This is a genomic window from Streptomonospora sediminis, from assembly GCF_054778995.1.
The window spans coordinates 1-13,305 of the sequence record NZ_BAAGYZ010000127.1; the positions used below are offsets into that span (position 1 = coordinate 1).

The window sequence follows — 13,305 nt, forward strand, 5'->3', positions numbered from 1 at the left end:
CACTGATCGCCTACGACCACTGACCGGTACACACAACAACTCCCATCAACGATCTAGGCCGCGTTTGGTGGGTCGCTGTCCTACTGCGCGGCGCCCCAGCACCACTCTCGCGGCGTTCTCGTCAGTCGACAGGGGCCCACCCTGGCTCCCTCCTCGGCCTTGCGAGAGCGGCACTGGTGCCTACCGCAGCGCCCCGCGCCGCAACGGCGCTTCGCGCATCGGGCGCGGGGCGCACACGAGTGCGCCGCTCGCTACGGACGGACCCACCAAACACGACCTAAGCCCGCGAATACCGCGATCGAAGGTTGCAGGCGAGGGCCGCGGCGGCCCGGTGATGACGCGCGGGCTCTGGCGTGTAACCGGACGTACCGGTAGAACGGTTGCATGTCCTCCACAGCCGCGGATCCCATCGCCTGGTCGCGGACCGACGTATCGGCCGGGCTCGGGGTAGGCACCCTGCTGGCCGAGCCCGGGGGCTTCCGCTTCGAGGCCGGCCAGACCGTCGCCGACTCCCTGGGCCGTTTCTCCAGCAGGGTGACCGTACGCGCGGATCTCGCCTGGGCGAGCCGGCAGGCCAGGGTCGAGGTGCTCTCCGGCGCGGGTCCGAGCGCGGTCGAGCTGGAGCGGGAGGCCGGCGGCTGGACGATCGACGGGCGGCGCGTACCCGAGCTCGACGGCTGCCTGGACGTGGACGTCGCCGCCACCCCGATGACCAGTACGCTGCCGATCCGCAGGCTCGGGCTGCGCAAGGGCGAGTACCGCGACATCCCCGTTGTGTGGATCGATGTCCCGACCCTGCGGGTGCGGCGGGTGAGCCAGCGCTATACCCGCCTGTGCCCCGCAGAAGGCCGCGAACGCTACGAACGCAGCGAGTCCGGTGCCGCGGCCTGCGTGCTGACCGTGGACCGCGACGGCCTCGTGGTCGATTACGAGGGCTTGGCCCGCCGCGTGGACTGAGCGGGCGCCCGCGTGCCCCACCCGCCCCCGCCGCGTCCGTCCGCTGCCGCCCGGCGGCAGCGGACGGACGCGAGGTGCCTACCGGCTCGGCGCCAGACCCGTTATGGGGCGCTGCGGAGCCACGGGCTGGGCGAGGATGCCCTTCAGGTGGTCGAAGAAGCCCTGCGCGTCGATGTCCTCAACGACCGTCGCGTTGGGTTCCAGGCCGTGCACACCCCAGGACATCGCCGCATACCCGCGGGTGATCTCGCCGCTGGTCTCGATGTCGACGTTGTAGCGGCCGGTGGCACGCAGCAGTTCGGGGTGCAGCACCAGCGCCGCGGTCAGCGAGTCGGGGTGGGTGGTGCCGTCGATACCCACGGTGCGGTCGAATTCCAGGGTTGCCGCGCAGATGCGGTCGAAGAAGCGCGCCAGCGGCGTGTCCAGGGCGGAGATCTCCGCCAGCGCGGTGGGTCCGAACACCGCGCGCTCCAGGGTCAGCGGGTGCCAGGGAACCACCACGATGTTGAAACCGGCGGCAAAGACCGCCTTGGCGGCCTCAGGGTCGACGTAGAAGTTGAACTCCGCCGCCGGGGTGATGTTGCCGCGCCCGTTGTTCGAGCCGCCCATGATGTAGAGCGTCTTGACGTTCGCCGCGAAGCCGGGGTCCTTGAGAGCGGCGGAGGCGATGTTGGTCAGCGGGCCGATCGCCGCGATCGAGAGTTCGCCCCGGTGCCGGGCCGCCAGGCGCACCAGGGCGTCCACGGCGTGCTCGGGCTCGGCCGCCTGGTCGCCGTCGTCCATGGACAGGCCGCCGACCCCGTCGCCGTGCACGTTTTCCGCGCTGACCCAGGGGCGCATCAGCGGACGCCGGCAGCCGGCGTACACCGGCACCCCGCCCAGGCGGCCGGCCGCGTTGAGAGTAAGGAAGGCATTGCGCAGTTGCCGCTCGAATCCGACATTGCCCGCCACCATGGTGATGGCGCGCAGATCGGCGGCTGGATCGAGCAGTCCGGTGAGCAGGGCGACGCAGTCGTCCTGCGCGGTGTCGGTATCAATGACCATGGGGACGGGCACGCGGTTCTCGCTTTCTGTATACAATCTGCGGGAAGGTTGTCGAAGAGCCGCGGTTGCGGCAGAATTCGGCGTTGGATGGTGGTTCTTCTGGAGCGGGTGCGGCCAGGTCGCCGCCCAAGGTCAGAGCGAGCGCGGGTCTGTTCCGGGCTTAGCGGTGCGACGGTTCCGCGGCCTTGTCGCCTTTGGTGCGGCGCCCCGCCCGGGGATCGACAAGCACCCTAAGGCGGTGGCCCGACATGGCCCAGTGCGACGGAGTCGACAACGACGTCGGAATCTACACGCTGCAGGCGTGCCGCGATTTCGCCGGGACACCCGGTGAATGCCGCGAGGCCCGGCTCTGGGCGCGCACGCACCTGCGCCCGTTCCCCGATGTCGCCGATGCGGCCGAGCTCGTCGTCAGCGAGTTCTTCGGCAACGCCATTCGCCACAGCGCCTCCGGCGAGACCGGCGGTATGGTCTTTGTCAGCCTGGTGGGGCTGGTCTCGGGCACCCTGCACCTTGAGGTACACGACGACGGCCCGCGCAGCGATTTACCGCGCACCGCGGTGCGTGTGGCAGCGCCCGACCTCGAACGCCCCGATGGCCGCGGGCTGTTTCTGGCCGCGGCCCTCACCAAGGAGTGGGGGCGGCTGCCCGGCAAGGGCGGCCCCGGCTACGCCGAACGCGGCTACACCAGCATTTTCGATGCCGCGTGGGACCACGACGGCGGCGAGTACCGCGGGCCCATGATCACCTGGGCCGACTTCGCCACCTCGGTACGCACGCCGGCGCCCTGTTAGCCCCGGCGCCGGGGCTACGGCTGCCGGAGCCCTTGCACCAGCAGCTCGACCAACCGGCGGGGCTCGTAGCGGGGATCGGTGTCGCCGATGCACAGGTTGCCGATACCGCGCAGTAGTTCGTACGCGCCCGTACCGCCTCTGATCTCGCCCGAGTCGACCGCTGCGCCGAGCAACTGCTCGCCGACCGGTAGCAGGCGGTCGATGAAGTAGGTGTGCAGCGTTTCGAAACCGCTGCTGTCGGACTGCAGCGCGTTGGCGAGCCCGTGCTTGGTGACCAGGAAATCGACGAAGAGGTCGATCCACTGGCGCAGGGCCTCGAACGGGGAGTCGGCACTGGCCAGCAGGTTCGGGCCGGCCTCGGCGCAGGCTTCGACCTGGTGGCGGAAGACGGCGGCGACCAGATCCGCCCGTGTGGGGAAGTGGCGGTAGATGGTGCCCATCCCGACCCCCGCTTTGGCGGCGATCTCGCGGACGGGTGCGTCGACGCCGGAGGTGACGAACACCGCAGCGGCGGCGGCGAGCAGCGTCTGCTCGTTGCGTTGCGCGTCGGCCCGCTTCGTTCGGGCCGGGCTGCCATCGGCCCGGTCGGGGGTGGCCACTGCACGCTCCTTCCGAACGGCGGCGCCGGCAGCGCGGCACGCCCGCCGAACACTAATCGGAACAAGGGTCCGATTCAGCGTAGCCGAAGCCGGACACGCCCGTCGGCAAGGCCCCGCCCCGCCCTGCAGCCGCCACCGGCTGCCGAACGGCGGGCAACAGCGGAAGCGGCCCGGGGAGCGACTCGCGCGCAACGTGCACTCAGGCACCGGCGAGGTCGCCTCGCTGGTGGAAGTGCGGTGGGGAGTCCGTTCGGGATCCGTAGCCTGCGACTTGGGCCAGCGCCCGGGTGAACCCGCCGGGATGGCGGGTGGCGATGTCCAACGGGCGGTCATGGCGGGTGCCGATCTGCAGGCGGACCGCGCCGATCGGGGTCCGGGCACCGGGCGGGCGGCCGCCCAGCGGGACCGGTTCGACCGCCAACTCCGCCGGTACGCCCGGCGGTGCTCCCCATCCACCCGGGCCGGGGGCGGCGCCGAAGTGCCCGGCGGGCGGGTGCGGTGCCTGGGCGTTGCGCACCGAAGCGGGATCGAGCGCGGCCACCGGTACCCGGTCGCGGCCCACCCGGAGCGTGTCGCGGGTGAGGCGGATCGGTGCGCTGTGCTTGATCCGGCGCGGCGGCGCGAGCGCCGGCGCGGCAAAGAGCGGCAGGAAGAGGGCGGAGACCTGCGCCCACGCGGCGGTTTCGCCGGTCGACACCGCCCACAGCCCGGCGATGCCCGCAACGTAGGCGCAGGCCCAGGCAAGCGTCCACCATTTCCAGAGCCCGCGCTCGCGGTAGAGCACCGTATCGCCCAGCCGGATGCGGCGGGCGTGGGCTGCCAGCGCCTTGAGCAGCCGCGCGTCGTCCCTGCGCTGTTGGTCCGCGGCGCGCGCGGTCGCGGGGTCGCGGTACTGCACGGTGAACACGGCCAGGGGCGGGGCGAGGAACAGCATGCCCAGGAGGCATATCGCCACGCCTTCGAGCGGGGTGGTCCGGGCGGCGTAAACCGCGCCCCCGCCCGCCATGAGCAGGGCGAGCAGCAAGATGGCGGCGGGCACCCGGTGCAGGCCGATGAGCCGGCCGCCGAGTCGGCCCAGCAGGCTCAGCGGCATGACCGGGACCAGCACGACAACGGGTCCAGCGGCGATCGCGGCGACCACCAGGGTGCCGACCGCTCCGGGGTCGACGTAGCCGCTGCCGGTCACCAGTGCGGATGCACCCAGCACTGCGGCCAGGAGCAGCATCTCGGCCCACCACACCAGCACCGTCGTGCCGAACCGGGTTCCCACCGTTTGGAGGAAGTCGGCGCAGCCGCCCCCGGCATGCGCAGCGTCGCCGACGTCGATGTCGGGCAGGTCAAAGTCCACCGTGCGCCGGCCTCTCGTTCTTGCCCGATTTCTGGCAAATCATCTGATTCTAGAGCAGGGCGGGCCGGGCGGCCAGGGCAGGCGGCACGGTCTGGGCGGTCGCCCGTTAAGTGGTGATCTCCGGACTCCGGGGTTGCCGGCAGTCGTATGTCAGGGCCCGCACCAGCGCGACCATCATCAAAAAGCCCATCACGAAGAACGGCAGCCCCACCACGATGATCACCTCGGACAGGGCGTCCAGACCGTTCTGCCCGGTGGCCGCCAGCAGGGTTGCCGCCACCACGCCTTCGGTAACGCCCCAGAACACGCGCGAGCGCACCGGGCCGGCCTCTTCGCGGCCCGAGCAGAGCATGTCGACCACCAGGGACGCGGAGTCGGACGAGGTGGTGAAGAAGATGGCCACGATCACCACGGCGAGGCCGGACACCAGGGTGGTCAGCGGATAGTTCTCCAGGAACGCGAAGAGCGCGCCGGGGATGTCGCGTTCGACCACCACCGCCTGCACGAGCCCGCCGTCGCCGTTCATCTGGATGTTGAAGGCCGAGAGCCCGAAGACGCTGAACCAGATGATGGTGAAGGCCGTGGGCAGGCCGAGCACACCGACGATGAACTGGCGGATCGTGCGGCCTTTGGAGATCCGTGCGATGAAGATGCCCACGAACGGCGCCCAGGTGATGGTCCAGGCCCAATAGAACACGGTCCATTCGCCCTGCCACCCGCTGTGGCCGAACGTGTCGTTCCAGAACGACAGCGGCACCAGCCAGCTTGCGTAGGTGCCGACACTCTCGATGATGCCGCGCACCAGGAACAGCGGCGATCCGGTGGCCATGATGAACAGCAGCAGGCCGACGGCCAGGACGATGTTGATGTTGGAAAGCCGCCGCACACCCCGGTCCAGGCCCAAGGAGACCGAGGTGACGGCGATGACGGTGATGGCCGCGATGATGGCGACCTGGGCGGGCTTGGAGACCGGCACGCCGAAGAGGGCGGCGAGCCCGCTGTTGATCTGCAGGGTGCCCAGGCCGAGCGACACCGCGACGCCGAACAGGGTGCCCATCACCGCGGTGATGTCGATGACGCGGCCGATGGGCCCGTTGATCTGGTCGCCGAGGAACGGGTGGAAGATCGAGCTGACCCGCACCGGCAGTCCGCGCTTGTAGATGAAGTAGGCGAACGCCAGCGCCGGCAGGCAGAAGATCGTCCAGGTGTGCAGGCCGAAGTGGTACAGCGTGTAGCCCATGGCCTCCTCTGCCGCGGCCACGGACTGCGGTTCGACGTCGCCCTGCGGGGGCTTGGCGAAGTGGCTGATGGGTTCGGCGACGCCCCAGAACATCAGGATGGTGCCGATGCCCGCGGCGAAGAGCATGGCGAACCACGACATGGTGCTGTACTCGGGGCGTTCGTCCTTGCCGCCCAGTCGCACCCGGCCGTAGCGGGTGCAGGCCAGCACGATGAGGAATACGAGGAACGTGGTGACACCGAGAATGTAGAACCAGCCGAGCTTGGTGAGGATCCACGACGAGGCGGCACCGAAAAGGGCGTCGATGGTGTCGGTGAATACGATCGAGGCGACCACGAACACCACGGTCAAGCCCGCGGATACCGAAAAGATGACCGGGTTGGTGCCGAGCCCGAGCCTGCTGGCGAGATTCTGCAGCATCGGAGTTTCCTTTCAGCGGGCCGCAGGAGGGCGCCGCCGTTGCCGAGCCCGGGGCCAGGGCGTTCGGGCCGTCGGGGTGAGCTGCGCCGGCCGATTGGCGCCGATCATCGCGTGCTTGCGGTTGAGATCATGGCATATCAGAGACAGGTCCGGTCGGGCCTGCTCACAACCCCGCGCGTCGGTACCGCAAGCGATATGCACGGCGAATCATAAGACACGCTGGTTCCTGCCCGACTGCGAATTAGGTGCGGGTCGCATTCGCCGGGATGTTCGGTTTTTCGTGCTATGTACGGATGCCCGGGACCGACCGCCGAATAACTCCGTAATGGAAATAAATTGCTGTTTCAGGCTTGTTCGGCTGGTTCATCCGGGTTCGGCCGTATGTCCGGTGGTATGTCGCCGCCGGCGGCCGCCGGGGCGGGATGGGACGGGGCCGGGCCGTCTGGTGCCGTTTCCCTGACGGCGGGCCGGTCGGAGCCGACCTGGGCGGGCTCCGGTCGGTCGGCAGCCGGTCCACTGTGCCCGCCACCCTCCGTGCTCGGGGCCGGTGGCCGTTCGATCCCGAGCGCGGTTCGGCGGGCAACCGGGTTTTTGTGGCAAATCGGGCAATACAGTCGTCTCCCCGCCACACCGATACTTCCGGTCAAGCCGAATCAGTCGCTGAATCGACCGGATGCGCCCGATTCGCCCCAGTGCCGAGGGCCGGATTTTCGGCAGTCGCGGCAAGTATCCGGTGCGACCGCCGGAGCCCTCCGAGGTGCCGGGCAGGGTGGGTCGGCCCCCCTTAAGCAACCAAGGTCCCAAATCGGGACGAAGCGTCGCATAACAGGATCAAGTCTGCTGGTCGCGGCAAACCCCGTGAAGACGTCGAAAACACTCCTGAACTGGGAAAACACCCGCAATCGTCTCGGGTTTTGACGATTCGGTAACGGCGTCTGTAGTGTTCACCACCGAGTTCTCTCGCGCATCTCCATTCCCTCCCCACTCTTCCCTTGAGGTGCCAACCGTGGCGAACGAATCCGCTAGCATCTACGAGCGCATTGGCGGGCACGACGCCATTGCCGCCGTAGTCGACGACCTGTACGTACGTATTCTGGACGATCCCGAACTCGCAGGCTTCTTTACGGGAACCAACCTGCCCAAGCTCAAAGGCCGCCAGGTCGAGTTCTTCGCCGCCGCGCTCGGCGGCCCCTCCGCCTACGACGGCGGTCCGATGGACAGTGTCCACCGCGGCCGCGGCATCGAGCAGGAGCACTTCGACATGGTGGCGGGCCACCTGATCGAGGCGCTCAAGGGGGCCGGTGTCCCCGGCGAGATCGTCGACGAGATCATTGCGGTCGTCGCTCCCCTCTCCGACGACATCGTCGGCGGGTCCGGCGAGACCGCCACCGCTGCGGCGGACTGAATCACCCCTGCACTAACACGAACACGGGCGCGGGCAACGGCCCGGAAACCGTCCGGCGACCCCGGAGCGCCAATGCCGCAGTAGCCCCTGCGGAAATCCGGGTACCTGCCGCGCACCGCCGGCCCGCCGCCGTGCCCGCGGGTCCGCGGTCCGCGCACCGGCGGTGCCGCCGCCGGCCGGCGCGCTGCCGGCTGCTTCTGCCACATGCCCCGGCCGCCGGGTTCCAGTCCCGCATGGACGCCCAGCGGTCCGGGAGCACCCTTTAAGGATCTGATACGTGGATGTCACGCGGCTGAAGGACAGTTGGAAGAAGGTCGCGGCCTACGGCGATGAGGTACCGCTGTTCTTCTACTCCACACTGTTTCTCACCCACCCTGAGACCAGAGCGCTGTTCCCGGTGAGCATGTCGGCCCAGCGCGACCGCCTCGTCGGTGCGCTCGGCCGGATCGTCTCCGACGTCGACCGGGTCGACGAACTGGTGCCGTTCCTCCAGTCGCTCGGGCGCGACCACCGCAAGTTCGCCGTGGTCGCCGAGCATTACCCGGCCGTCGGCCAGGCGCTGCTGCACACGCTCGCGCACTTCTTGGGCCCGGAGTGGAAACCCGACCTGGCCGAGGACTGGAGCGAGGCCTACGGCCTGGTCGCCAAAGTGATGCAGGAGGCCGCCGACGAGGCCGCTCACACCAGCCCGCCGTGGTGGGAGGCGCGCGTCATCAAGCACGAGCGCCGCACCGCCGATGTCGCGGTCCTCAGTGTGCAACCGGAATACGAGTTGGACTTCGTTCCGGGCCAGAGCGTGGCGGTGGAGTCGCGGGTGCGGCCCAACGTGTGGCGCTACTTCACCCCGGCCAACGCACCGCGGCGCAACGGGACCATCGATTTTCACGTGCGCCTGGTCGGCGGCGGCCCGCTCAGCACCGCGCTGGTGCAGGGTGTGCAGCCGGGCGACAGCCTGCGTCTGGGGGCGCCGGTGGGCGACAAACTGGTCCTGCGGCCGGGCAGCGACGTGCTGATGATCGCCGGCGGTACCGGACTGGCCCCGTTCAAGGCGATGCTGGAGCAGATGCGCAACGACGCGGCCCGCGGCGCCGGCCGCCGAGCGCACCTGTTCGTCGGGGCGCCCTACGCCCGCGACCACTACGACTACCCAGCGCTGCATGAGATGACCAGGTCGTGTCCATGGCTGCGCGTCGTGCCGTGCGTCTCCCGCGAGGACCCCCGCCCCGGGGTCGAGGCGGGCGACGCCGTCGACGTGGCGCTGCGCTACGGCACCTGGCCCCAGGACGACGTCTACGTGTGCGGTTCGCCGGAGATGGTCACCGGCACGCTGCGGCGCCTGGCCGAAGCGGGAATCGCACGGGAGCGAACCAGGTACGAGGACTTCGACAGCACCAGCACGAGCGGAGGAAATCCGTGACCGCAGGCGAGGACATAGGGTCGATGAGCCGGTCCCAGCAGCAACGACTGAGTCCAGAACGCGTCCGTGCCCAGGATTTCTCGCGGACCTCCCTGGGACGGCGCGGCTACAACGAGGACGAAGTGCGAATGTTCATGGGCCGGGTGGCCGAGGACATCGCCGCCAGCGACGCCGAGAAGGCCAGTCTGCGGGCCGAAATCGACCGGCTGCGCAGGCGCTACCGCGAGCAGAACAGTTCGGCCGCCGAAACCGAGGGGCCTTCGGCCGACGCGGTCAACCTGCTGTCGGCCGCCCAGCAGCAGGCCGACTCCTACGTCGCCCAGGCCCAGGAGTACTGCCGCCAACTCACCAGCCAGGCACGCCAACAGGCCGAGGACATCCTGGTCGAGGCCAGGGACCAAGCCGGCGCCGCCGCCGAGGAGGCCGCACGCGGCTACCGGGCCGATGCGGGACCGTCCTACAACGCCGACCTGGAGGAGATGGAACGCCGCATGGCGTGGATCCAGACCTTCTGCCGGGCGGTGCAGATACAGATGCAGGCGGCCAGCGACGCCTTCTCTCAGGAGATCTCCCGGCTCAGCGACTTCACCGCCGAGGCCGCCACCAACGGGGACCGGGGCGAACGGAGTGAACACGGCCGCGGCGCCGCGCAGGAGCCGCCGCTTCCCACCCGCGCCCAGCAGCCGGCCTCCGGCACCGGGATCGGCCCCGAACCCGAGGCGGTCCCCTATCCGAGCCGGCACGCGGGGCCCGGCGATCCGGAATGGAGCGGCGCCTACGCCGACGGCCCGGCGGCCTGGCCGCAACGGGGTTGACCCCGCCGGCCGGCCGAGCCGCGCAGCGCCGTAGTGGCGCGGCGGCGGCCGGCCGCCGGCAGGAAAGCGCCGTGCCCCCGGATGGCACCGACCGGGGGCACGGCTTGCTGTGCGAACAGCGTTGTTGCGTTACGTCCGGACCGGTCCGGCCCGGTGGCCTGTCACGCGGCCTGCCGGATGGCCGGCCGCCCGGCCAGTGTGCGTGTTCCGAATACGCATCATCCTCTCGTTACACCGGGGGGTGGGCGTTGGCCAGCAGCTCCTGGAACTGGGCCGAGAACCAGTGGCCGGAGAGCGGGGCGTCGGCCAGCGCGCCGCTGTCGTTGTAGCCGTTGCGTATGTTGCCGCCGTAGGTGGGGTCGCACATGCGGTCGAAGCCCTTGCCCTCGTCGTTGGGGATCTCCTCGCTGGAGCCGTCGGACTCGCCGGGCGGCTTGACCCAGACGTAGGCGTCGATCCCCGACTCCGGGTTCACCTGCGGACGCTCGCCGAGTCCTGCGCCGGACTGGTTGCACCAGTTGCCGACGTGGATGCGCCGGTCGACCCGGCTCTCCTCGATGAACGTGTTCACGTTGGTGGAGGAACTGGGGCCGCTCGGCCGATCGGGGCCGCCCCAGCCGTTGCGGGACGTGTCGATCAGCATGCCGATGTCGGAGTTGAAGCCTTGCGACACGGCCTCTTGGCGCAGCGCCTGCGCGAACGGGATCTCGCCGACGTACTGGTTCCAGTCGATGAAGTCGGACTGGCGCACCTGCTGGCCGCCCACCGTGTCGTTGACGTCGAAGTGCGGCTCCTCCAGCACCGAGTAGTTGGCGGTGTTGGTGATGAAGCCGTGCACGTCGTCGACACTGGCGCCGCCCGTGGTGGCCGCTTCGTGGAACACCTCGACCGAGGGGGCGAGGTTGTTGTCCCAGCCCAGCCAGCCGTGGTGGCCTGCGTCGACGTAGTTGTACACGTTGGGAATGGCGCCCAGGGTCTCCAGGGCATAGCCCACGCCTTCGACGTAGTTGCCGTTCTCCAGCATCGTGTCGCAGTTCTCGGTGACGGTCTCGCGGCCGCTGACGTTGGTCACCAGGTTCGGCAGCGAGTCCGGCTCGATGGTGGTGACGATACGCAGGTCGGAGTACTTTTCATCGTCGAGGATCCCGGCGATGACGTCGATGTACTCCTCCTTGTACCGGCCGATCTCCTCCTGGCCGAGTTCGCCGTTGGAGGCGAGTGCGGCGCAGTCGCGGCCCGGCAGGTTGTAGATGACGACCTGGAAGACCATTGGGCTGCCGCCCGCCTGGGCCACCGCCTCGTCGAGGTGGTCGCGCAGGCCCATGCTGCCGGTGGTCGGGCTGTCGTTGCCCTCGATCGCACCGATCCGGTCCAGCCACACGGCCGTCGGTTCATCGGCGATCGCGTCGCCGCCGGGTTCGGCGGCGGCCTTCTCCGACCACACCGGATTGACGTACACGTCGGCGCCCTCGTACGGGTTGTCGACACGTGCCTGCTGTGCCTGAGCAGGCGATACGGCGGCGAGCATGGCCGCGCCGACGGCGAGCGCCGCTGCGCTCGCCGCGACCCGCGCCGGCCTCCATCGGCCGCGTCCGCGATGGGGCTGTCCTTGCATTTGCTCCTCCTTGGCTGCTGACCCGCCGACCCGATCGGATCGGGACGGTGCGGCGGGCCGAATGGGGGTTGTGGAGGGGGTGCCGGGACCCGGGGAAGGGCCCCGGCACGAATGGCAACCGGACGTTCGGTGCCCGGCCGCCGGTCCGGGCCGGGTTCAGCACTCCGCCGCGAGGTGCGGCGCCGAGCACGAGGTCCCCGGACCGGAAGCGGGGTCGGGTGGATGACGGCGGGCGGTGGGCCCCGCCGCGCAGAGGGCGGGGCCTTACTGGGGGTGGGGGATGGGGATTGCGGAGGGGGATGGAGATGGGGAAGCGGGGTGGGGGATGTTCCGGTCGGCGACCGGAGGCGGGGGAGTCGGTTTGGGACCTGGGAGCGCTCCCAGGATCGCCTTGGTGTACCCGGGGGGATTTCCGCCGACCGGTCGTCTTCGGTTGTCATGATCTTCGGATGATCTGGATCACACTTGGGAGCGCTCCCAGTAACTGTAACCAGCCGGTCTCTCCATGTAAACCGTCCGTGCCGATTTCGCATGTACACGCGTCGGCGGCGCCGACCGGGCGGCGCGCCGGCCGCGCCGCGCGTTCCCGCTGTCAGGTCCGGTCGGCGTAGGACGCGATGCGGCGGGCGAACGCGGTGACGAGGCCGCGCAGTTCGTCCGGGCGTTCGATGGCGAACGGCCGGTCGAGCGCGGCGAGTACCGGCGGCAACCAGTCGAGCCGCTCCGCCCGCAGTTCGACGCGCAGCCAGCGCTCGCCCTCGGGGCCCGCATCGGCCGCGGGGCCGGGTTCCGTTATGGTCGCGACGCTGGCGGGCAGCCGGACGCGGATCTGCTCGGCCGTCCCGTGGATCCGCAGCGCGACCTGATGCCGGTACTCCGCCGCGGCGAACCCGGACAGCACGCGCTGCGCCGGATCGGGGACCGCGGGCGCCTCGAACGAGCCGGGCAGTGTCCTGGCGTCGGCGATGCGGTCGATCCGGAAGGTGCGTTCGGCGCCGATCCCGGGGTCGGCGCCCGTGACATACCACCGCCCCGAATGGGCGACGATCCCGTACGGGTGCACCCTGCGTTCGCTGCGCCGGCCGTCGCGGGCGGTGTACCTGATCGAGACCGGGCGGCGGTGGTGCACCGCGTCGGCGAGGGTGAGCAGGACTCCGGAGTCCGGGGCGGCGAATGCGCCGGGCGGATCCGTGAAGGCGAGGGATTCCAGGACCGCGTCGAGCCGGCGGGCGAGGCGCGCGGGCAGCACCCGCCGGATTTTGGCCGTTGCGGTCTCGCTCGCGGTCGCCGCCGCCGTCATCGCGCCTGCTCGGCGGCCGGCGGCCAGGCCGAGCAGCACGGCGATCGCCTCGTCATCGCCGAGCATGAGCGGAGGCAGGCGGTAGCCGGGGGCCAGCCGGTAGCCCCCGTAGCGCCCGCGTACCGCCTCGACGGGCACGTCGAGGTCGACCAGCTGGTCCACATACCGCCGCACGGTGCGTGGGTCGACCCCGAGCCGGTCGGCGAGTTCGCCCATGGACCGGGTGCCGCCCGACTGCAGCAGCTCCAGCAGGGTGAGTACGCGGCCGGTGGGTCGTGGCATGTGCCGACCTTAACCTCGGGCTTTCACGGCGGGCGTGACCGCAGACCCCTCTGGACATGCGAAAGGTGCTTC

General features: G+C 70.1%; 11 protein-coding genes. 5 read left to right on the top strand and 6 right to left on the bottom strand.

Going from position 1 to position 13,305, the window contains the following annotated elements; all coding sequences use genetic code 11:
- Positions 1 to 384 precede the first annotated feature (384 nt).
- Complete coding sequence (locus tag ACYVD5_RS25140; RefSeq protein ID WP_461003616.1) at positions 385 to 957, top strand: putative glycolipid-binding domain-containing protein; 573 nt, start codon at positions 385 to 387, stop codon at positions 955 to 957.
- Between the two features lie 78 nt (positions 958 to 1,035).
- Here ACYVD5_RS25140 and ACYVD5_RS25145 read toward each other — a convergent pair whose 3' ends face one another.
- Entirely contained in the window at positions 1,036 to 2,013 is a 978-nt protein-coding gene (locus ACYVD5_RS25145; RefSeq protein WP_461003626.1) for a nucleoside hydrolase, read from the bottom strand.
- A 236-nt stretch (positions 2,014 to 2,249) separates the two neighbouring features.
- Between ACYVD5_RS25145 and ACYVD5_RS25150 the strand changes: the two genes are divergently transcribed.
- Positions 2,250 to 2,792, top strand: coding sequence for an ATP-binding protein (locus ACYVD5_RS25150; protein WP_461003617.1), 543 nt, complete (start codon positions 2,250 to 2,252; stop codon positions 2,790 to 2,792).
- A gap of 14 nt (positions 2,793 to 2,806) precedes the next feature.
- Here the strand turns inward: ACYVD5_RS25150 and ACYVD5_RS25155 are convergent, their stop codons facing one another.
- The 3 genes from ACYVD5_RS25155 to ACYVD5_RS25165 all read right to left on the bottom strand — a co-directional run bounded on the left by ACYVD5_RS25155 (position 2,807) and on the right by ACYVD5_RS25165 (position 6,399).
- Positions 2,807 to 3,391 (bottom strand): TetR/AcrR family transcriptional regulator, encoded by a 585-nt coding sequence (locus ACYVD5_RS25155; RefSeq protein WP_461003618.1) that lies wholly within the window; start codon positions 3,389 to 3,391, stop codon positions 2,807 to 2,809.
- Between the two features lie 199 nt (positions 3,392 to 3,590).
- Complete coding sequence (locus tag ACYVD5_RS25160; protein WP_461003619.1) at positions 3,591 to 4,739, bottom strand: hypothetical protein; 1,149 nt, start codon at positions 4,737 to 4,739, stop codon at positions 3,591 to 3,593.
- A 106-nt stretch (positions 4,740 to 4,845) separates the two neighbouring features.
- On the bottom strand, positions 4,846 to 6,399 hold the full coding sequence (locus ACYVD5_RS25165) for a BCCT family transporter (protein ID WP_461003620.1): 1,554 nt from the start codon (positions 6,397 to 6,399) through the stop codon (positions 4,846 to 4,848).
- A gap of 1,006 nt (positions 6,400 to 7,405) precedes the next feature.
- On the opposite strand from ACYVD5_RS25165, the gene ACYVD5_RS25170 reads away from it, so the two are divergent.
- The 3 genes from ACYVD5_RS25170 (at position 7,406) to ACYVD5_RS25180 (ending at position 10,036) form a co-directional block, all read left to right on the top strand.
- Positions 7,406 to 7,804 (top strand): group I truncated hemoglobin, encoded by a 399-nt coding sequence (locus tag ACYVD5_RS25170; protein ID WP_461003621.1) that lies wholly within the window; start codon positions 7,406 to 7,408, stop codon positions 7,802 to 7,804.
- A 277-nt stretch (positions 7,805 to 8,081) separates the two neighbouring features.
- Entirely contained in the window at positions 8,082 to 9,221 is a 1,140-nt protein-coding gene (locus ACYVD5_RS25175) for a globin domain-containing protein (RefSeq protein WP_461003622.1), read from the top strand.
- Entirely contained in the window at positions 9,218 to 10,036 is an 819-nt protein-coding gene (locus tag ACYVD5_RS25180) for a DivIVA domain-containing protein (protein ID WP_461003623.1), read from the top strand. The genes ACYVD5_RS25175 and ACYVD5_RS25180 overlap by 4 nt, the downstream gene beginning before the upstream one ends.
- Positions 10,037 to 10,265: 229 nt before the next feature.
- On the opposite strand, the gene ACYVD5_RS25185 is transcribed toward ACYVD5_RS25180, so the two are convergent.
- Both ACYVD5_RS25185 and ACYVD5_RS25190 read right to left on the bottom strand, forming a co-directional pair.
- A complete protein-coding gene (locus tag ACYVD5_RS25185; protein ID WP_461003624.1) occupies positions 10,266 to 11,651 on the bottom strand; it encodes a glycoside hydrolase family 6 protein in 1,386 nt (461 codons plus the stop codon).
- 592 nt (positions 11,652 to 12,243) lie between these two features.
- Positions 12,244 to 13,233, bottom strand: coding sequence for a helix-turn-helix transcriptional regulator (locus tag ACYVD5_RS25190; RefSeq protein WP_461003625.1), 990 nt, complete (start codon positions 13,231 to 13,233; stop codon positions 12,244 to 12,246).
- Positions 13,234 to 13,305: the final 72 nt, after the last annotated feature.